The organism is Duganella sp. CF458, from assembly GCF_900113115.1.
Taxonomy (GTDB): domain Bacteria; phylum Pseudomonadota; class Gammaproteobacteria; order Burkholderiales; family Burkholderiaceae_D; genus Rugamonas.
Genome location: NZ_FOOF01000019.1, coordinates 21,599 through 41,353, shown reverse-complemented (window position 1 = coordinate 41,353; position 19,755 = coordinate 21,599). Strand labels below are relative to the sequence as shown.

Sequence of the window (19,755 nt, the reverse complement as noted above, 5' to 3'; positions counted from 1 at the left end):
CGGGCTGTCCGGTCAGGCGGGCATCAAGGCCCGCAAGCGCGGCATCACATCCAAAGCATTCCCGGTAGTCGCCGCCGCAACCGCCACCGGGTCCTCGCCGCGCAGTCCGGCCAGTGCCTCGCCGATGCCGGCCACCTCGGCCGGCGTATTCACGCCCGGATGCACCCAGGAAGGGGCGATATCCGGCGCATCCGTCTCGACCACGATGGAAGACAGGGGCAATTCAGCCGCCAGGCGACGGATCTGCAGCGCGCGCGTAAATGTCAGGTTGCCGCCGAACCCGAGCTTGAAACCGGCATCGATATAGGCCTGCGCTTGCTGAAAGCTGCCGTTGAACGCGTGCGCGATGCCTCCCGCGGGCCCAAGCTGGCGCACGTGCTTCAGCACCTGGTCCTGCGACTTGCGCACATGGCACAGCACCGGCAAGTCGAAATCCCGCGCGATCTTGAGCTGTTCACGCAGGAAGAACACCTGCTTCTCGCGCATCTCCGGCTCGGCCAGCATGGGAATGAAGAAATCCAGGCCGATCTCACCGATCGCCACGAAGCGCGGATCGTGCATCGCCTGCGCCACGGCTTCGCGCATGAAGTCCAGGTCGTCCTCCACGGCATGCGGCACGTAGATCGGATGGATGCCCAGCCCGTAGCAGGCATTGGGAGCCTGGTGCGCCAGCTCGCGCACCACGGCAAAATTGGCCCGATCGACGGCCGGAATCACCACGATCCCCACGCCGCGTTCCTGCGCCCGGGCAGCCAGCGTCAGCGCCTGGTCGCCGAATTCGTGGGCGTCAAGGTGGCAATGGGTATCGGTCCACATGGCACGGTCCTCAGGCAGGATTCAGGCCTTCGTCAGTCAGGCGCAGCATGCGGTCGCAGCGCTCGGCCAGGCTGGCGTCGTGGGTGACGATGATGAAGGCCGTACCCAGGGTGCGCGACAGCTCGAGCATCAGGTCGAACACTTTCTCGGCCGTCGAGTGATCCAGGTTGCCGGTCGGTTCATCGGCCAGCACGCAGGCCGGTTGCGTCACCAGGGCCCTGGCCAGGGCGACGCGCTGCCGTTCGCCGCCGGACAGTTCGCCCGGCACGTGGGTCACGCGCTTTTCGAGGCCCACGCGCGCCAGCATTTCACGTGCTTGCCGCTCCGCTTCCGCGCGCCTGGTGCGACGGATCAGCAACGGCATCGCCACATTGTCCAGTGCCGAAAATTCCGGCAGCAGGTGGTGGAACTGGTAGACAAAGCCCAGTTCACGATTGCGCAAGTCGCCGCGCGCCGCCTCGCTCATCGACGCGAAATCGCTGCCTTTCAAGACCACGTTGCCATCGCTCGGCGTATCCAGGCCGCCTAGCAGGTGCAGCAAGGTCGATTTGCCGGAACCGGAAGCCCCGACAATCGCCACGCGCTCACCGCGCGCCACCGACAGGTTGATCTTTTCCAGTACCTTGACCTTGTAATTGCCTTGGGCGAAGGTCTTGCCGAGGTCGCGGCAGCTCAGCACATTACTCATAGCGCAGTGCCTCCGCAGGTTTGACGTTGGCCGCCCAGCGGCTCGGGTACAAGGTCGCCACAAACGCCAGCAGCACGGCTACCACGCCGATCACGCCGACATCGGGCCAGTGCATGTCCGATGGCACAGAGCTGATTGTGTAAATATCTTTAGGCAAGAACTGCACTCCCAGGAGGTTTTCAATAAATGGAACGATGACGTCGATATTCAGCGACACGAGCACGCCGCCCGCCACGCCGAGCGCCGCGCCGAGCAGGCCTACCAGCGCGCCCTGGATCACGAAGATCTTCTGGATCGAGCGCGGCGAAGCGCCAATCGTGCGCAGGATGGCGATATCGGCCTGTTTGTCCGTCACGGTCATGACCAGGGTCGAAACGAGGTTGAAAGCCGCTACCGCCACGATCAGCGCCAGCACCACGAACATCATGCGTTTCTCAGTTTGCACCGCTGCGAACCAGGTCGCATTGAGTTTTGACCAATCCCGTACAGTCATTTCCTTCGGAACCAGCTTTTGCAGCTCACCTGCCACCTCCGGGGCGCGGTGCATGTCTTCCAGGCGCAGGCGCAGGCCCGCAGGACCTTCAAGCCGCAACAGTCTCTGGGCATCCTCGATATGGATGAACGCCATGCCGCCATCGAATTCCTGGTGCCCGGCCACAAACACACCGGCCACGGTGAAGTTGCGCATGCGCGGCACGATGCCGGCCGGGGTTACAGTCCCCTGCGGCAGCACCATGGTCACTTTATCGCCCAAGTTGACCTGCAGCGCGCGCGCCAGGTCGATCCCCAGCACGATGCGGAATTCGCCTGGCTGCAAATCGTTGAAACTGCCGTAACGAGTGGTTTTGGCCAGGTCGGACACGTTCGGCTCCGCCTCCGGCAGGACGCCGCGCACGACGGCGGGCCGCAGGGCTTCACCGCCGTGCGACAACATGGCCTGCGCCTGCACGAACGGTGCAACCCCTTTCACTTCGGGGTTGGTTTGCAGCTTCCTGGCCAGGTCTTGCCAGTTCGGCAAGCTGGTGCCGCGCTCGAACACTTCCACGTGCGCCAGCACCGACAGCATGCGGCCGGTAACGTCCTTGCGGAAGCCGTTCATCACCGACAGGATGATGATCATGGCGCCCACACCGAGCGCAATGCCGCCGACCGAAATCAGGGAGATGAAGGAAATGAAGCTATTCCGGCTATTGCGCTTGCCCGCACGGGTATAACGCAAGCCGACAATCCATTCGAATGGGAGGTTTTTACTCATAACGCAGGGCCTCCGCAGGTTTTACACGGGCGGCCCACCAGCTTGGATAAAGGGTCGAAACAAGGGCCAGCAACAGGGACGTACCGCCGATCGAGGCGACATCGCCCCAGCGCAGGTCGGACGGCACCGCGCTGATGAAATAGATTTGCTGGGACAGGAATTTCACGCCGAACAGGCTCTCAATGCCGCCCACAATCGTGCCGACATTCAGGGCCACCAGCACGCCGCAAACGACACCTATGGCGGTGCCGCATACGCCAACCAGCGCGCCTTGCACCACGAATATCTTCATGATCGAAAACGGCGAGGCGCCCAGCGTGCGCAGGATCGCGATATCGGCCTGCTTGTCGGTGACCGTCATCACCAGCGTCGCGACCAGGTTGAAGGCCGCCACCGCGATAATCAGGGTCAGGATAATGAACATCATGTTCTTTTGCGATTTAACCGCCGCAAACCAGGCCGAATTGAGCTTGGTCCAGTCGCGGATCACCAGGCGGCCCGGCATGACCGTGCGCAGTTCATCCGCTACGGCCGGCGCTTTCTGCATATCGTGCAGGCGCAGGCGCAGTCCATACGGGCCGCTAGCATTGATCAATTCCTGGGCATCGCTCAGGTGAACCAGTGCCAGGCCGGCGTCGAATTCGTTGTGGCCGGCCTCGAAAGTGCCCGCCACCGTGAAGGAACGCATGGTAGGCGCCATGTTCGACATGGAATTGCCTTGTGCCAGTGCCAGCGCCACCTTGTCGCCCACCTTCACTTCGAGTTCGCGTGCCAGTTCGGCACCGAGGATGATATGGAAGGCGCCGGGCTGCAGCACATCGAGCGTACCCTGCTTCATCTGCTTGCCAATATCGGAGACCTTGGGTTCCTCGCCCGGCAGCACTCCTCGGACAATGGAAGGGCGCAGGAAATCGCCGCCATGCACCAGCATGCCCTGCATCTCGACGAACGGCGCGGCGCCTTTCACCTGCGGGTTACGGGCGGCGTCGGCAGCGACCGCGCGCCAATCGCCCAGGCCTGCACCACTGACCTCGTAGACTTCCACGTGGCCCAGCACCGACACCATGCGCTCGGTCACCACGGTCTGGAAGCCGTTATAGACGGACAGCACCACGATCAAGGCGGTAACGCCAAGAGCGATGCCTGCCATCGAAATCGCGGAGATGAAGGAGATGAAGCTATTGCGCCCATTGCGCCTGCCTGCGCGCGTGTAGCGCAAGCCAACCAGCCATTCAAACGGCATTTTTATTAAATTGACACAGTAAAGCCCGCAGTTTGCCATATAAAGAGATTCCACTACAATGCCGCATGGCTTCCACGACCGTCGTTCTTCCCTTCGCCTTACCTCCCGCCGAGCTGGCCCCTGAACTGTCCCGCAACTTGCAGGCGCCCGCCCTGGCGACATTACTCTCACACAATAACTTGCTGAAAAAGCACGTTAGCGGCGACGAAAACCGCATCTTGCCGCATGAAGCATGGCTGGCCAAGGAGCGCGGAGCCCTCGCCGCCGCCGTCATGCAAGGCTTTGGACTGGCGCCGAAGGAAGGCTTTTGGTTCATCGTCCATCCAGTTCACATCCAGCTCGCCCGCAACCACCTGGTCCTGGCGGATGCGCGCCGCCTGTGCCTGGACCAGGCGGATTCGCGCGTGCTGTTCGAGCTGGCCAAGCCCTATTTCGACGAACTGGTCTGGGGCGATGCCGAGACCTGGTTCATGCGCGCGGATGGCTGGCAAGGCCTGGATGCCGCGTCGCCGGATGCCGCCATGGGCAGCAACCTGGCCGACTGGATGCCTGTCGGCCCTACCGCCCTGGCCTTCAAGAAGCTGCAGAACGAAATCCAGATGCTGTGGCACGAGCATGCCGTCAACGAAGCCCGCCAGCAGCGCGGCCTGGCCCCGGTGAATTCGTTCTGGATGTGGGGCGGCGCCAGCGGCGCGGCGCCCCCCGCCGCCTGCGCCCCGGCGCAGTCCCTTGCGGTCGCCGCCGGCGCGGCCCCGTCCTGGCTGGCCGCCCTGGGAACACCAGGGGTGACGGCGGCTCCGGGAGGGAGCGGCAGTGTCATCCTGCCTCAATTGATTCCGGCTGGCGCCGGCAACGACTGGGGCGCCTGGCTTGGCGCGATGCAGCAACTGGAGCACGAATGGTTCGCCCCCTTGCTGGCCGCGCTGCGCGACGGCCGCATCACCGAACTGGCAATGATCCTGACCAGCCGCGAAAGCTGGACCGAAATCCGCACCAGCAAAGCCGCCCTGCGCAAATTCTGGCGCGCACAGAACCTGAAGAACCTCACGCAATGACCCGTATCGCCATCCGTCCCTGCCCGTCGCAGGAAGCCGAACTGCTGCGCCAAGGCGGCGTCCACCCGGTGCTGGCCCGCCTGTTTGCCGCACGCGGCCTGAACAACGCCGCGGAACTCTCCAGCGAACTGGCCGCCCTGATGCAGCCTTCCGGCCTGCTGCATATCGGCCGCGCCGCCGAATTCCTGGCCGATTCCATCGCAGCCGGCAAGCGCATGGTCATCGTGGCCGACTACGACTGCGACGGTGCCACTGCCTGCGCCACCGCAATGCGCGGCCTGCGCGCAATGGGCGCCAAGGTGGACTTCATCGTTCCCAACCGCTTCGAATACGGCTACGGCCTGACGCCGGAGATCGTCGAACTGACCGCGCGCGAGAAATCGCCCGACATCATCATCACCGTCGATAACGGCATCGCCAGCATCGAAGGCGTGGAAGAAGCCAAGCGCCGCGGCATCGACGTCGTGGTCACCGACCACCACCTGCCCGGCGACAGCCTGCCGGATGCCCGCGTCATCGTGAACCCCAACCAGCCTGCTTGCGGCTTCCCGTCCAAGCACCTGGCCGGCGTGGGCGTGGTGTTCTACGTGCTGCTGGCACTGCGCGCCGAAATGCGCCGCCGCGGCGTGTTCGACGCCCAGACCCAGCCCAAGCTGGACGCCCTGCTGGATTTGGTCGCACTGGGCACCGTTGCCGACGTGGTGCGCCTGGACACCAATAACCGCATCCTGGTCGCCCAAGGCCTGAAGCGCATGCGCGCCGGCCGCATGCACCCCGGCGTGGCGGCGCTGTTCCGCGTTTCCGGTCGTGCGTCCCGTACCGCCTCTCCTTTCGACCTGGGTTTCGCCCTCGGCCCGCGCCTGAACGCGGCCGGCCGGCTGGAAGACATGTCGCTCGGGATCGAGTGCCTGCTGACGGACGATGAAACCCGCGCCTGGGAGCTGGCGCAGCAGCTTAACGACATCAACCTGAAACGCCGCGAGATCGAGGCGGAGATGCAGGATGCCGCCCTGCTGCACCTGGACGATTTCCAGCCGGCCGACCGCAGCACGATCTGCGTCTACGACGACGGCTGGCACCAGGGCGTGATCGGCATCGTGGCCTCGCGCCTGAAAGAGCGCTTCTACCGCCCGACCATCACTTTTGCCCCAGCGGGCGACGGCATGATCAAGGGGTCCGGCCGTTCGATCCCCGGCTTCCACCTGCGCGATGCGCTGGACCTGGTGTCCAAGCGCGCGCCGGGCGTGATCGACAAGTTCGGCGGCCACGCCATGGCGGCAGGCCTGAGCCTGCGCGCCGAAGCCTTTGAGCATTTCTGCGCCGCCTTTGAGGCAATCGGCCAGGCCTGGCTGACCGAATCGCAATTGGAACGCGTGGTGGAAACCGATGGCCCGCTGGAAGAGAACTGCTATACGACCCAGTTCATCGAGCTGCTCGATGGCCAGGTCTGGGGCCAGGGCTTTGCGCCGCCGGTATTTTGCGACGAATTCCGCGTGCTAAGCCAGCGCATCCTGAAAGACCGCCACCTCAAGCTGATGCTGGAAAAGAAAGGCGTGCGCTACGACGCCATCTGGTTCGGCCATACGGATGCGCTGGGAGAACGGGCCCGCGTGGCCTTCCGCCTGGATGCCAACGAATACAACGGCGTGACCCGGGTCCAGTTGCTGGTGGAGCACGCCGAATCGGCCTGACTACTGCTTCTTGCAGTCGCAAACGCGTTCGCCCTTGTCGAACACGATGCGCCATTTGCCGGGCGCCTCCAGGCGCCAGACGGAATTGAAACGGGCGGTGACCTTGCCTTGCGGGTCGCGCACCGGTCCCGAGGAATGCGCCAGGGTTCCGGAATCGAGCACCTCGACCTGGTCGGGCTCCCAACTGAACGGCGCTTCCGGCTTCTCATAAAAGGCCTTCCACTCCGCAGCGACCGTGTCCTTGCCGCGCAAGGCTTTCGACCCGCTGTAGAAGATCGTCTCGTCGGCCAGGAACGTCACGAAAGCCTGGTGATCGCGTTTGGCCATGGTGCCGGCAAAAGCGCGCTCGGTGTCGGCCACCTGTTGCTTCAATTCCGCATTACTCGGTGGTACATGGAGACTGGTGCACGCCGTCGTCGCGGCAATAGCCGCCAACAGGATCGCCTTCTTCATCTCGCCTCCTCGCATTATTGGGTGGTCAAATACTAGCAAAGGCGATAACACAAGTCATCCCTTTCGCCGGTGGGCTGCGTGCCCAGCAGCGCATCATGCCCCAGTCGCCGGCCAGCGCCCAGCTGTGCGCCGGCGTGCACGCCGGGGCCGAAATGCACGCGGGCCTCGGCCTGCACGCCACGATCGGCTGCACCCGAACGCCATAGCTGCGACAAGGCCTGTGCGCCCCGCCCGCCAGGCAGGAATGCCTGGGCCAATTGGTGGCCCAGTGGCCCCACATGGATTCGCACGGCGCTGTCGGTCCGCCACAAGCGTTCGCCCAGCAGCGCTCCTGTTCCGCAGCACGCATTGCCGCCTCCGAGCGCAGTGGCTTGCCCTGGCGGCAGCTTCTCCCAGCGACCGGCAAACTGCTCGATCCGCACCTGCACCCCCAGGGCTTGCGCGAACCGTTCGCCAACCGCCCTCGCCTTCAGGGTGCCGCGTTGGGCGGGAATGAAAGGCAACGGCGTGTATTCGGGCCGGCCTTCGCGCCACGCCGTGCCAAAAGCGTCAATGGCCGGCGCAGACAGCAGGTCGATAAATGCGCGCGCGCCAACGCCGCCTGCCCGGGCCACGGCCTCGGTGTAGTGGTAGGGCAGCGCGCCGGCCATGCCGAGCAATCCTATGCAGCCTGGCGTGACGGCGCTTCCATCCACCGCCGCGACATCGCTCGCAGGAAACGCCAGCGACACGGCGTTTCGCCATTCGGGCGCGCCAAGCAGGCCAGCCAACTGGAACATGCCAAATCCCTGTGGCTCCGCTGCGCTCACTCCAGCAGCGTTCCAGCGTTCCTCGCTTTGCATCGCATCAGCTCCTCGCCGGTCTCGGCCGATACCAGCACCAGCCGGGTAAAAGTATTCATGTGCGCGCATTCGCCAAAGAAGCGGTCCATGACTTGTCCGAACAGCAGCAGGCCGCTGCCTGCGAATGCCGCTTCATCGACCTGCAGCCGGATGTCGGTTCCCATCAGGGGCGCGGCCCGGCCCGGGCGCAGGGCCGCGGGTTGGACGTCCAGGGCGCGCACCGCATTGATGATCGCGTGGCTCGCTGGGGAGTCGTCGATGGCTTGCGTTGCCATCAGCTCGCGCAACGCGCCTGCTTCAAGCGGCAACTGCTCCAGCGCCAGCAGCGAGTTCAGCTGCCAGCGGCAACCCGCGCCGCGTGCCGGACGGGCCAGCACTTTGTCGCGTTCGCAGCAAGTCACGTCGATCGAAGCGACCGCGCCAACCGCGCCCCGTGCGCCGTGGAAGGCGATGCGCCATTCATGGCCGGCCGGCGCATCTTCGACTCGGCGTGCAACCCATCCCAGGTCCTCCGCCCCGCCTACGTGCACCCGGTCGATGCTGAAAATTTCCAGCTCGGGCGGAACGGAGACCAGGTATTCGCTTTGGCGCCCGTCGATTCTGACCGGCGCCGCGGCGGCACGCCGCAGGCAGGCACGTGCTGCCCAGCCGGCGCGCAGATGGCTGGCTTGCAGTGCTTCCAGAGGGCGTGCTGCGGGTACTGGCAAGCTTAACTTGCCGCGCCCGCCGTTCACAAACGAGGTGAGATCCAGGCGCAGGATGTTGAAGCGTGGGGGAAAGGTGAAATACTCGCGCAGCAGCGCCAGCCCGGCATGCGCGCCAGGCGCTCGTGGCAGCAGCGCTTCCGCCGGGTCCAGCCCCGTCGGCGCAAACGGCCGGCACGCAAGCTGGCGGCTCCCGCCCGCCAGCAGCGCGTTGCGAAGCGCGCCACTGAACGCAGCGTCACCGTCGATGAAAATGTCCACGCTGTCGGCAGGCTGCGGGCCGGGATCGACCTCGAGCTCAATTGCAGCCGGCGGGCCTGGACAATAACAGGCAGCGAGGACCGCAGCCTGCCGCGCGGGGCCGATGCGGCACTCCGGGAACGGGCGCAGCTGCTCTGGGAACTGCAGCTCAAGCGCATGCTCATCCTGCTGGCAATGCGCCCTCTGCAGGACCAGTGCCGTGCGCGCGTGCAGCGCCGCCACGCCCTGCACCAGGCGGTCGACGTGGACATCGGGCGGCCAATCCCGGGCACCAAGCTGCCGCGCCAAGCCCGGATGCCGCTCAGCCATCCCGGCTGCATTCACCTTGAAGCGCCGCAATTGCCCCTCCAGCGCAGGAAGAATCTTCTCCATCGCGCGCCCCTAGTCGATGATCTAGTGCAATATTGACAGCAGGCAGCGCTTCCCGTTTTGACTCCGCACAAACACATTCAACTTGAAATAAATGCGGAAATGGAGTATAAACAATCCATAAACGGAGGATATATGAATCCCGCATTTGCCTACCCCAACAGCGAATACACCATCCCCCAGCCGGTCGACCTGAGCCGCAAAGAGGAACGTGAACGCCTGTCGCACGCCGCCCTCAAGGGCTTTTTCAAGATCGCCGCGGCCTGGAAACTGCGCGACGACGATGCCCGCGAACTGTTGGGCGGCCTATCCAGCAGTGCCTTCTACGAATGGAAAAAGCACCCCGACCGCGTGCTTGAAGTGGACCGCATCACGCGCATTTCCTACCTGCTGGGCATCTACAAGTCGCTGCACATCATCTACGGCGACAAGCTGGCCGACGAATGGGTCAGCCTGGCCAACCGCAACAGTATTTTTGGCGGCCGCACCCCGCTCGACTATATGGAAGCCGGCGGCCTGCTCGCCATGCAGACCGTGCGCCAATTGCTCGACGCTCGTCGCGGAGGCCTGTAATTGCCGCCATTCCGCCTGCTGCGCCAATTCGACACCGTGCGCCTGATCCCATCGCGCTTTGTCTATAAAGAAGATTCCGTGCTGGCCGCCCTCGCCGATAACGACGCCGAGCTGCACCAGCTATTTGAACTCGATAACGCCACCAATGCCCGCCTGCGCGCAGAACACGGCGGCGCCATCGGCATCGGCATCGAGGAACTCGTCTACTACGTCCCCAACTACCGCAGCATCAATGCCGCCTTCACCTACGCCCGCCCGCAGGGCAGCCGTTTCAACGACGGCCAGCGCGGCGCCTGGTACTGCGCCTTCGAGCATGAAACGGCATTGGCGGAAGTCATCTTCCACAAGACCGTGGAATACGCCGAAATCGACCGTTTTGACGACAGCGTGAGCTACCAGGCCCTGCTTTCGGACTTCAGCGCCCAGTTCCACGACATCTGCGGCCAGCCTGAATATGCCGCTTGCCTGGCACCGGAAAGCTACGTCGCCTCGCAACGCCTGGCGCGCAGCCTGCTCGCTGAAGGCTCGACCGGCATCATCTACCCGAGCGTGCGCCGCGCAGGCGGCACCAACCTGGCCTGTTTCCGTCCCGCGCTGGTGGGCAATGTTCGCAAAGGACCGGCGTATCGGTTAACATGGCGGGGTTCGCCGGCGGCTATCGTCGAGCAGATTCCCACGATTTAAGAGTAAAAAATGCAGCTGAAGCCAGAAAAAGACGCGGAACTCCGCGCCAAAGTGAACCGCGAAACCGCCCGCATTCCATGGAGCGAATTGCTCAAGCACTTCGCCCAGGGCAATGTGGTGTGGGTGGCCGATGAACTGGACCTGGTGGACGTCGCCGTGCGCATCGCCCACGACGACAAAACCAGCATCGCGGCCTGGATGGAAGCCGGCAAGGTCGCCAGGGTCTCCGACCAGCAATGCCAGGAATGGATCGCCAGCGACGCCAACCTGTGGGCCAGCGTCGTCAGCCCGTTTATTCTCGTCCAGCAGGAGAAGCGGAAGCCTCACTGAAGCGGAGGTCGATCGCGTACAGCGCGTAGCCTTTTCCGCTTCCATCTTCCTCCTTCAGCACCGATATGCCGGCCAGCCCGGCTTCACGCGCCAGCGCCAGCTTGCCCGGTGCTGAACGAAATACCACCGCACCCTTGCTCTTGACCGGCGCAAAACGCCAGCTGCGCGCCGAGCCATTGGCGGCACGCGCCAGATGCCGCACTGACTTGATATAGGCGATCAGCACCGCACGGTTATTGTCGGGCGAAGCAAAGATGGTCTTGCTGCCATCGAGTCCCGGGAAGCCGCCTCCGCCGCTGGCGCGGAAGTTATTGGTCGCGACAATGAATTCCTGCTCTGCGCGTACCGGTTGGCCGCGCCAGGCCAGTCCCTTGATGCGCTGGCCGGGCGCTTGCGTCACGTCGATCTGGTAGCGCACGTCGGGATCGGTCAGCATGTCGAAATTGAAGCCTGCGAAGCCCGCATTCACCAGCTCCTGCGGTTCGCTGAGCGTTGGATCGATGGTGTTGAAGCGGCCGGCGGACTTCTCCAACCAGGCTTTCAGCGTCGCGCCGTCGATTTTCACGGCATGCAGGTCGTTCGGGTACAGGTAAAGGTCGGCGGCGTTGTTCAGGGCCATATTGCCGGGAGCGACGTCGGTGTAATCGGCCACGCCCGCAGCGCCGGTCTTGAATGGCGCGGACATCGACAACACCGGCAACTGCGCATATTGCGGCAAGTTGGCCCGGACGTGACGGCGCACATAGTCGGCCTGCGCCTGGTTCACGATCTGGATCGCCGATACGTCGCCGACGTCGGCAAAGTAAGCTGACATGCGGAAGTCAGTATCGCCAATGGGCGTTTTGACGTAGGCGATGGTCGCCTCATGTTCGGCCCTTACCAGCGCGGCGAGCTCCGCATCCGGCTCAACGAAGCTGCGGTCAGGGCGCTGGATGCTGCGTGTTTCCACCTTCGCCGCGCCGGCATCTGCGATCCAGCGCCGGCCGTCGTGGCGCAGCGCAAGCTGGATCACGCCCAGATGCTTGCCCCACAGGCCCGGCATCACGGTCGGCACGCCATGCACCCGCCCGTTGACCTTGTCGACATCCGGCAGGTTGAAGCCGGCCGCCTTGCCGGCTGCATTCGGGAACACGTCGTGCGAGTGCCCCAGCAACAGCGCATCAATGCCCGGCACCTGGGCCAGGTACAGGCTGCCGTTCTCCATCGACGGCGCATACGCGGCACCATCCAGTCCTGCGTGCGCAATCGCTACGATCACTTCCGCCCCCTTGGCGCGCATCTCGGGAATGTAACGCTGTGCGGTCTCGCGCCAGCCTTCGGTGCGCACGCGGCCCTCCAGCCAGCGCTTGTCCCATCCCATGATGGCAGGCGTGGTGAAACCGATGATGCCCACCTTGACGGTCGCCGCCAGTGGCTTGCCATCCGGCCCGGTCGCGCTCACCCGCTTCTCGATGATGCGGTAAGGCGCGAACAACGGAATGCCGGTTCGCGCGTCGACGACATTCGCCAGCACCATCGGAAACGAAGGCCCGGCACAGGGCTGGGCGCGAACGTTGGCGCCTTCCGCGCCAAAATGGCTGGCGGTGACCTGCCCGAGGAAATCCAGGCCCCAGTTGAATTCGTGGTTGCCGACCGAGCCGCCTTCAAAGCCCAACGCGTTCATGGCCTTGTAGATGGCGAGCGTTTGACCGCAACCGACCGGCGCCACCAGCGCCTGATAGTCGCCCAGCGCCGTGCCTTGGATCGTGTCGCCGTTATCAAGCAGCAGCGAATTCGGGAATTCCTTGCGCGCCTGGCGGATCAGGGTCGCCGTGCGCTCCAGCCCCAGCGCGGCATCCGGCGCCAGTTTGTAGTAGTCGTAACTACGGACATTGGCATGCAGATCCGTCGTCTCAAGGATCGCGAACGTGGCTTTCGAGCCTTGCGGCGCGGGGGCTCGAATGCTGCTGCAGGCGGCCAGCAAGGCGGCCAGCGGCACGATGAAAAGGATGCGCATTAACTGTCTTTTGAATTGAAATTTAGTGATGAATATTTGCCATGCGCCATTGATATTGCTCTTGCAATCCAAAGAATTGCACATTGCACTCTGGTGCGCCGCAAACCAACTTGCAAAATTATATTGAATCTTTGCAAAAGCGCCACGTTGACGCAAATAAATGTTCCATTGTCAATACCCGGACGTATGATCCATCTCAACTTTCAGCCATCCGCCAAAAGGAAGAGATCATGAAACTGCATGCCGCGCTCGCCTCGATCCTTCTCCTCACCGCATCATATGCGCAAGCGGGCCCCAACCTGGTCTTGAATGGCGATTTCGAAACCGCCGACTACAGCATGTGGACGCTTTCCAGCCCGGGCGGCGGCGGCCAGGCGTTTGGCGTCGACGTGACCGGTTCGCCATTGGCCGACGATACCAACAATGTCTTTGGCGACTTGAACACCGCCCAGCTTGGCTTCCTGCGCCAGACAATCACCACCATCGCCGGCGCCACTTACCAGCTCAAGTTCGACCTGCAGCGCTGGACCACCGACCCGCAATTTCCGCCCGATAACCGAGCCCAGGTCAACTTCGGCGCCACCACTGTCTTCAACGAAAGCAATATCACAGGCGACTGGAGCTCCCACACCCTGATCGTGACGGCGCTGTCCAGCAGCACGCTCCTCGAGTTCGGCAACTTCAACAACGACCCGATCTACTGGAACCAGCTCGACAACATCAGCCTTGAGTTCCTGCGCGGCCCCAACGACCCTGGCGTGCCCGAACCGGCCACGCTGGCGTTGCTGGCCGGCGGCCTGGCCGCCCTGCGCTTCAGCCGTCGCCGTACCCACCGCTCCTGACCTTTCCATCCACTGAAACGGCCGCAGCGCCCCGGCGGGGGCGCTCGCACCTGCAAGGAGGCTGCATGTCCGAACCGTATCTCGCAGAAATCCGGATGACGGGATTTAACTTTGCCCCCAAGGGCTGGGCCCTTTGCAATGGGCAGATCCTGCCGATCAACCAGAACCAGGCGCTCTTCTCCATTCTCGGCACCACCTATGGCGGCAACGGCCAGACCACCTTCGCCCTGCCTGATTTGCGCGGCCGGGTGCCGGTCCACATGGATGCCGGCTTCAACCTGGGCCAGCAGGGAGGTGAAGCCGGCCACACGCTGGTCGCCAACGAGATGCCCGCGCACACCCACAGCCTCGGCATCTCCACGGCCGTCAGCCACCAGGCCGATCCAAGCGGTCGCGTGCTGGGCAATGTCGAGGCCGGCGCGCTCAATTACTACGCCCCGCAGGACGGCACAGCCACGCTGGCGGCCAACACGGTGGGCAATGCCGGCGGCAGCCAGCCGCACGAGAATATGCAGCCCTACCTGACCATCAACTTCATCATCGCGCTGCAGGGCATCTTCCCTTCGCAGAGCTGAACCAGACCGGAGCCGGCGCATGGATAACTTCATCGGCGAGATTCGCCTGTTCGCGGGTAATTTCCCGCCCCTCGGTTGGGCCTTTTGCGACGGCAGCCTGCTGTCGATTGCACAAAACACCGCCCTGTTTGCCCTGATCGGCACCACCTACGGCGGCAATGGTCAAACCACTTTCGCCCTGCCCGACTTGCGCGGACGGGTGCCGCTGCACCAGGGCACCCAGCCAGGAACCGGAAACAGTTACGTCATCGGCCAGCAAGCGGGCGTCGAAAGCGTGACACTAACCGGCAACCAGATCCCGTCACACAATCACAGCGCAAGCGCCAGCACCGCGCTGCCGCCCGCCACCGGCACCGGCATCAACCTGAGCGGACCAACGGCGTATGTGCCGGCAGCGCCCTCCAAGCCGAAGTTCTACGCGCCGGCCGGCTCCGCCGCGGTGGCCATGTCCTCCCAGGCGATCCAGCCGGCAGGCGGCAACCAGCCTCACAATAATATGGCGCCCTTCCTGGCGGTCAGCTTCATCATCGCCATTGAAGGCATCTTCCCTTCGCAGGGCTAGTCGAGGAGTTCAGCATGGCAGAGCGTTATATCGGCGAAATCCGGATCTTCAGCGGTAATTTCGCACCCGTGGGCTGGGCCATGTGCAATGGCCAGCTCCTTCCCATTGCGCAGAACACCGCACTGTTTTCCATTCTCGGCACGACCTACGGCGGCAATGGCAAAACCAACTTCGCCCTGCCGGACCTGCGCCAACGCACTCCCATGCATGCCGGCGCCGGCCCGGGGCTCAGTCCCCGCGACCTGGGCGAACAGGGCGGCGAGGCGGCGGCCACGCTGACGGTACTCCAGCTGCCTTCACACGGCCATGGCATGACCGCCTCCAGCGCAACGGCCTCGGTGCAATCGCCGGCCAACGCCCTGCTCGCCAAGCCTGTGACGATCAGCGCACCGTATCACGACGCCACGTCGATGGCAGCATCGCCGGAAGGCCCGCTTGGCATGGCAGGCGGCAATAGCGCGCATAACAATCTCCAGCCCTACCTGGTGCTCAACTTCATCATTGCCTTGAGCGGGATTTTCCCGCCGCGCAGTTGATCACCGATGAGCAGCCATCTCACCTTGCGGCCGGTCGAAGCCGGCGACCATGCCTTCCTGCTGGCGCTGGTGGATAGCACGCGCGGGGACCTGGCGGTCCTCGACCACAGCGTCAAGGCGATGCTGGTCCGCCTGCAATATGAAGCCCAGCTCACCGATTACCGCCGCCGCTTCCCTTACATGGAAGAAAGCGTCGTCCTTGCCGATGGCGTCGCCGCCGGCCGCCTGTATGTGGCATGCAGCCACGACGAGATCCGCCTGGTCGACATCAGCCTGCTGCCCGGGTTCAGGGGTCAGGGCATCGGGTATCGCCTGTTGGCCCGGCTGCAGGACAGGAGCCAGCGCGCAGGGCTGCCGCTGCACTTGCACGTTTTACAAGACAACCCGGCGGGCGCCCTGTATCGCCGCCTCGGCTTCCAGCCGGGCGAAACGGACGGCCTGTACATCGCCATGGAATGGCACCCCATCTTGTTAAAGGAATAAGTCATGGAACGTCGCAACTTCCTTCTCGCCGCTGGAACTTTGGCCGGCGCCCCGGCCGTAGCATGCGCCGCATCGCTGGCCGCGCTGCCGCCGACGCCGACCACGCTGCGCCTGGCCGGCTTCCGCAGCCTGGTGGGCCAGCAATTCATCGCCTTCCAGGGCAAACGCGGTACTTCGCTCGACCTGCTTGCCGTGCGGCCCGGCAAAGCCGTGCCGCACCAGGAGCAATTCACGCTGCTCTTCACCGGCGAGCCCGGGCTCGTGTCCGGGATTTACGAAATAGACAACCCGCTGGCCGGCCGCCTGTCCATCTTCATGGAGCCGGCCGGCCGCGGCCCGGCAACCGGTCCGGGCGCCCTCTACCGCGCCGAATACAGTCTCCTCGTATGAGCTGCCCGATGCGCCAGCCTCTGAGGTATAATTTCAGGTTCGATTTAACAACTATCAGACCTGAAAAACCATGGAAGCTGAACGCATCAATTCCCTCGCCAACCTGCTCGCGGACCTGACCAACCGCGAAGCCGAACTTCGGAGGTATCTTTGACTTCGATAAGAAGTCGGAGAAACTGGAACAACTGAACGCCGAACTCGAAGATCCGGCCGTTTGGAATGACCCGAAAAAGGCCCAGGACATGGGCCGCGAGAAAAAAGCCCTCGAAGGCGTGGTCCTGACCTTGCAGAAGGCAGAGAGCGACCTGCGCGACATGAACGAACTGTTCGCGATGGGCAAGGAAGAAGGCGACGACGACACGCTCGAAGCCGTGATTGCGGATACCGCCGACATCCAGAAGACCATCGAGCAGATGGAATTCCGCCGGATGTTCAGCAATCCGATGGACCCGAACAACTGCTTCATCGACATCCAGGCCGGCGCCGGCGGTACCGAAGCCCAGGACTGGGCGTCCATGCTGCTGCGCCAGTACCTGCGCTATTGCGACCGCAAAGGCTTCAAGGCCGAGGTGCTGGAAGAGTCCGAAGGCGAAGTTGCCGGCATCAAGACCGCCACCCTGAAAGTCGAAGGCGAATACGCTTACGGCCACCTGCGCACCGAAACCGGCGTGCACCGCCTGGTGCGCAAATCGCCGTTCGACTCCTCGGGCGGCCGCCATACCTCCTTCGTGTCGCTGTTCGTGTACCCGGAAGTGGATGACTCGATCGAGATCGAGGTCAACCCGGCCGACCTGCGCATCGATACCTACCGCGCATCGGGCGCCGGTGGCCAGCACATTAACAAGACCGACTCCGCGGTGCGTATTACCCACGGCCCGTCCGGCATTGTGGTGCAGTGCCAGAACGACCGCTCGCAGCACCGCAACAAGGCGGAAGCGATGGACATGCTGAAGGCCAAGCTGTACGAGCTGGAACTGCGCAAGCGCATGAGCGAGCAGCAGTCGCTGGAAGACTCCAAGACCGACGTGGGCTGGGGCCACCAGATCCGTTCCTACGTGCTGGACCAGTCCCGCATCAAGGACTTGCGCACCGGCTTCGAGACCGGCAACACCGGCAAAGTGCTGGACGGCGACCTGGACGACTTCATCTCCGCGTCCCTGAAGCAAGGCATCTGATAGCGCAATGGACGACATGCAGCAGCGCGCCTTCATCTTCGACATGGACGGCACCATCGTCGACAACATGGGTTTTCACACCCGCTCGTGGCTGGAGTTCTTCAGCCGCCGCGGCCATGCCGTCGACGAAGCGGCATTCTTTGCCGCCACCGCCGGCCGCACCGGCCACGAAATCATGCGCCAATACCTCGGCGAGGGCCTGGCGCATGACGACGTGACCGCGCTGATCGACGAGAAGGAAGTGCTGTACCGCGAAATCTACGCTCCCCACTTGCGCGCCGTGGAAGGATTCGGCGCCCTGGTGAGCGCAGCGCAGGCTGCCGGCATCCGCCTGGCGGTCGGCACCGCCGCCCCGCCCTGCAACGTGGACTTCACGCTGGACGGCCTGGGTGTGCGCGAACTGTTCGACACCGTCGTCGGCGCCGCCGACGTCAAACGCGGCAAGCCGGAACCCGACGTGTTCCTGCTGGCGGCCGAACGCTGCGGCGCCGATCCGGCGCACTGCATCGTGTTCGAGGACGCGCCTTTGGGCGTGGAAGCAGCGCGCCGAGCCGGCATGCGCTGCGTCGTCCTGACAACCACTTTGCCTGCTGAAGCGTTTAAGGCGTTCGACAATGTGATCTGCATTGCACGCGACTTCAGCGAAATCGACATCAATACACTGACAAACCATTAAAACCATGACTACGGAAAACCAAGTGCAAGACCAGGCGCCAGGCCAGGACGACAACAAGATCATCGCCGAGCGCCGCGCCAAGCTGGCCGCCATCCGCGAGAAACAGAGCGTCGCCTTCCCTAACGATTTCCGCCCTCAGCACAAGGCTGCCGATCTGCACGTCCAGTACGGCGAGAAGACCCGTGAAGAACTGGAAGCCGAGCCGGTTCCCGTGGTCATTGCCGGCCGCATGATGCTGCGCCGCGAAGCCGGCAAGAAAGCCGCCTTCGCCACCCTGCAGGACTCCTCCGGCCAGAAAGCCGACGGCCGCATCCAGATCTACGTTACCCTGGACACCACCGGCGAAGAGGCGATGGAAGCCTTCCGCGGCTGGGACCTGGGCGACATCCTGGGTGTCACCGGCACCCTGTTCAAGACCAAGACCGACGAACTGACCGTCAAGGTCAGCGAAGTCAAGCTGATCACCAAGGCCCTGCGTCCGCTGCCGGACAAGTTCCACGGCCTGGCCGACCAGGAAACCAAATACCGCCAGCGCTACGTCGACCTGATCACCAGCGAAGAAACCCGTCGCACCTTCAAGGCGCGTACCGCTGCGATTTCCTCGATCCGCCGCTTCATGGAAGCGAACGAATTCATGGAAGTCGAAACCCCGATGCTGCACCCGATCCCGGGCGGCGCATCGGCCAAGCCTTTCATTACCCACCACAACGCGCTGGACATGCAGATGTTCATGCGTATCGCTCCCGAGCTGTACCTGAAGCGCCTGGTGGTGGGCGGCTTTGACCGCGTGTTCGAAATCAACCGCAACTTCCGTAACGAAGGCGTGTCGGTCCGCCACAACCCTGAATTCACCATGATGGAGTTCTACGCGGCCTACACCGATTACGAATGGATCATGGACTTCACCGAGAAGGTGATCCGCCAGGCGGCGGTCGACGCCAAGGGTACTGCCGTGCTGACCTACGGCGGCCGTGAACTGGACCTGTCCAAGCCGTTCCAGCGCCTGACCATCTGCGGCGCCATCAACAAGTACGCCCCGGGCTACACCGAAGCGCAGCTGAACGACATGGACTTCCTGAAGGCCGAGCTGCTGAAATTCGGTGTGAAGCCATTCGCCACCTCCGGCCTGGGCGCGCTGCAGCTGGCGCTGTTCGAAGAAACCGCCGAAGCGCAACTGTGGGAGCCGACCTTCATCATCGACTACCCGATCGAAGTGTCGCCATTGGCCCGCGCTTCCGACACCCGCGAAGGCATCACCGAACGATTCGAACTGTTCATGGTCGGCCGCGAAATCGCCAACGGCTTCTCGGAGCTGAACGACGCGGAAGACCAGTCGGCGCGTTTCCTGGCCCAGATGAAGGCCAAGGAAGCCGGCGACGACGAAGCGATGTACTACGACGCCGACTTCATCCGCGCCCTGGAATACGGCATGCCGCCTGCCGGCGGCTGCGGCATCGGCATCGACCGCCTGATGATGTTGCTGACCGACTCGCCAAACATCCGCGACGTGCTGCTGTTCCCGCACCTGCGCAAGGAAGACTGATAAAAAAGGGCCG

22 protein-coding genes are annotated in these 19,755 nt (G+C 63.7%); 14 read left to right on the top strand and 8 right to left on the bottom strand.

Features of this window, described 5'->3' with window-relative positions; all coding sequences use genetic code 11:
• Nucleotides 1–12: 12 nt before the first annotated feature.
• The 4 genes from BM269_RS24670 to BM269_RS24655 are packed head-to-tail and all read right to left on the bottom strand — an operon-like array spanning nt 13 to nt 4,002.
• Nucleotides 13–816 carry a TatD family hydrolase gene (locus tag BM269_RS24670; protein ID WP_090443656.1) on the bottom strand — a complete coding sequence of 268 codons (804 nt, stop codon included), beginning with the start codon at nt 814–816 and terminating at the stop codon, nt 13–15.
• Between the two features lie 10 nt (nt 817–826).
• Nucleotides 827–1,504 (bottom strand): lipoprotein-releasing ABC transporter ATP-binding protein LolD, encoded by a 678-nt coding sequence (gene lolD, locus BM269_RS24665; RefSeq protein WP_090443652.1) that lies wholly within the window; start codon nt 1,502–1,504, stop codon nt 827–829.
• Nucleotides 1,497–2,759, bottom strand: a complete 1,263-nt coding sequence (locus BM269_RS24660; RefSeq protein ID WP_090443649.1) for a lipoprotein-releasing ABC transporter permease subunit — start codon at nt 2,757–2,759, stop codon at nt 1,497–1,499. The genes lolD and BM269_RS24660 overlap by 8 nt, the downstream gene beginning before the upstream one ends.
• Nucleotides 2,752–4,002 (bottom strand): lipoprotein-releasing ABC transporter permease subunit, encoded by a 1,251-nt coding sequence (locus tag BM269_RS24655; protein WP_229204790.1) that lies wholly within the window; start codon nt 4,000–4,002, stop codon nt 2,752–2,754. The genes BM269_RS24660 and BM269_RS24655 overlap by 8 nt, the downstream gene beginning before the upstream one ends.
• A gap of 65 nt (nt 4,003–4,067) precedes the next feature.
• Here BM269_RS24655 and BM269_RS24650 point away from each other — a divergent pair, with 65 nt between their 5' ends.
• Together BM269_RS24650 and recJ are read left to right on the top strand one after the other, a co-directional pair.
• Nucleotides 4,068–5,057 carry a hypothetical protein gene (locus BM269_RS24650; protein ID WP_090443643.1) on the top strand — a complete coding sequence of 330 codons (990 nt, stop codon included), beginning with the start codon at nt 4,068–4,070 and terminating at the stop codon, nt 5,055–5,057.
• Complete coding sequence (recJ, locus tag BM269_RS24645; RefSeq protein ID WP_090443640.1) at nt 5,054–6,748, top strand: single-stranded-DNA-specific exonuclease RecJ; 1,695 nt, start codon at nt 5,054–5,056, stop codon at nt 6,746–6,748. Before BM269_RS24650 ends, recJ begins: the two co-directional genes overlap by 4 nt.
• Here the strand turns inward: recJ and BM269_RS24640 are convergent, their stop codons facing one another.
• From BM269_RS24640 to BM269_RS24630, 3 genes are read right to left on the bottom strand one after another with little or no spacing between them, the layout of a single operon-like run.
• Nucleotides 6,749–7,201, bottom strand: coding sequence for a YybH family protein (locus tag BM269_RS24640; RefSeq protein ID WP_090443637.1), 453 nt, complete (start codon nt 7,199–7,201; stop codon nt 6,749–6,751).
• Between the two features lie 32 nt (nt 7,202–7,233).
• Nucleotides 7,234–8,043 carry a type VI secretion system baseplate subunit TssG gene (locus BM269_RS24635; RefSeq protein WP_170860476.1) on the bottom strand — a complete coding sequence of 270 codons (810 nt, stop codon included), beginning with the start codon at nt 8,041–8,043 and terminating at the stop codon, nt 7,234–7,236.
• On the bottom strand, nt 8,007–9,380 hold the full coding sequence (locus BM269_RS24630) for a type VI secretion system baseplate subunit TssF (protein ID WP_090443633.1): 1,374 nt from the start codon (nt 9,378–9,380) through the stop codon (nt 8,007–8,009). The genes BM269_RS24635 and BM269_RS24630 overlap by 37 nt, the downstream gene beginning before the upstream one ends.
• A gap of 132 nt (nt 9,381–9,512) precedes the next feature.
• Between BM269_RS24630 and BM269_RS24625 the strand changes: the two genes are divergently transcribed.
• The 3 genes from BM269_RS24625 to BM269_RS24615 are packed head-to-tail and all read left to right on the top strand — an operon-like array spanning nt 9,513 to nt 10,964.
• Nucleotides 9,513–9,950: an MbcA/ParS/Xre antitoxin family protein gene (locus BM269_RS24625; RefSeq protein ID WP_090443630.1), complete on the top strand. Its 438-nt coding sequence runs from the start codon at nt 9,513–9,515 to the stop codon at nt 9,948–9,950.
• Complete coding sequence (locus BM269_RS24620; protein ID WP_229204789.1) at nt 9,951–10,634, top strand: RES family NAD+ phosphorylase; 684 nt, start codon at nt 9,951–9,953, stop codon at nt 10,632–10,634. It begins immediately after the preceding gene.
• A 9-nt stretch (nt 10,635–10,643) separates the two neighbouring features.
• Entirely contained in the window at nt 10,644–10,964 is a 321-nt protein-coding gene (locus BM269_RS24615; RefSeq protein WP_090443627.1) for a DUF2288 domain-containing protein, read from the top strand.
• Here the strand turns inward: BM269_RS24615 and BM269_RS24610 are convergent.
• Nucleotides 10,927–12,960, bottom strand: a complete 2,034-nt coding sequence (locus BM269_RS24610) for a bifunctional 2',3'-cyclic-nucleotide 2'-phosphodiesterase/3'-nucleotidase (RefSeq protein ID WP_090443624.1) — start codon at nt 12,958–12,960, stop codon at nt 10,927–10,929. The two genes, BM269_RS24615 and BM269_RS24610, sit on opposite strands and share 38 nt — an antisense overlap.
• 230 nt (nt 12,961–13,190) lie before the next feature.
• Here BM269_RS24610 and BM269_RS24605 point away from each other — a divergent pair, with 230 nt between their 5' ends.
• The 9 genes from BM269_RS24605 to lysS all read left to right on the top strand — a co-directional run bounded on the left by BM269_RS24605 (nt 13,191) and on the right by lysS (nt 19,742).
• Entirely contained in the window at nt 13,191–13,802 is a 612-nt protein-coding gene (locus tag BM269_RS24605; RefSeq protein ID WP_090443621.1) for a PEP-CTERM sorting domain-containing protein, read from the top strand.
• A 65-nt stretch (nt 13,803–13,867) separates the two neighbouring features.
• Nucleotides 13,868–14,377, top strand: coding sequence for a phage tail protein (locus BM269_RS24600; protein WP_090443617.1), 510 nt, complete (start codon nt 13,868–13,870; stop codon nt 14,375–14,377).
• A 19-nt stretch (nt 14,378–14,396) separates the two neighbouring features.
• Nucleotides 14,397–14,939 (top strand): phage tail protein, encoded by a 543-nt coding sequence (locus BM269_RS24595; RefSeq protein WP_090443615.1) that lies wholly within the window; start codon nt 14,397–14,399, stop codon nt 14,937–14,939.
• Nucleotides 14,940–14,953: 14 nt separating this feature from the next.
• Nucleotides 14,954–15,475 carry a phage tail protein gene (locus BM269_RS24590; protein ID WP_090443611.1) on the top strand — a complete coding sequence of 174 codons (522 nt, stop codon included), beginning with the start codon at nt 14,954–14,956 and terminating at the stop codon, nt 15,473–15,475.
• A gap of 6 nt (nt 15,476–15,481) precedes the next feature.
• Nucleotides 15,482–15,958 (top strand): GNAT family N-acetyltransferase, encoded by a 477-nt coding sequence (locus tag BM269_RS24585; RefSeq protein ID WP_090443608.1) that lies wholly within the window; start codon nt 15,482–15,484, stop codon nt 15,956–15,958.
• Nucleotides 15,959–15,961: 3 nt separating this feature from the next.
• A complete protein-coding gene (locus BM269_RS24580; RefSeq protein ID WP_090443605.1) occupies nt 15,962–16,348 on the top strand; it encodes a DUF6916 family protein in 387 nt (128 codons plus the stop codon).
• Nucleotides 16,349–16,418: 70 nt separating this feature from the next.
• A protein-coding gene (prfB, locus tag BM269_RS24570) for a peptide chain release factor 2 (RefSeq protein WP_139232860.1) occupies nt 16,419–17,523 on the top strand; the annotation gives its coding sequence in 2 pieces (ribosomal slippage) (nt 16,419–16,499 and nt 16,501–17,523; 1,104 coding nt in all).
• 16 nt (nt 17,524–17,539) lie between these two features.
• Complete coding sequence (locus tag BM269_RS24565; protein ID WP_090443839.1) at nt 17,540–18,199, top strand: HAD family hydrolase; 660 nt, start codon at nt 17,540–17,542, stop codon at nt 18,197–18,199.
• A gap of 4 nt (nt 18,200–18,203) precedes the next feature.
• Nucleotides 18,204–19,742 (top strand): lysine--tRNA ligase, encoded by a 1,539-nt coding sequence (lysS, locus tag BM269_RS24560; RefSeq protein ID WP_090443599.1) that lies wholly within the window; start codon nt 18,204–18,206, stop codon nt 19,740–19,742.
• Nucleotides 19,743–19,755: the final 13 nt, after the last annotated feature.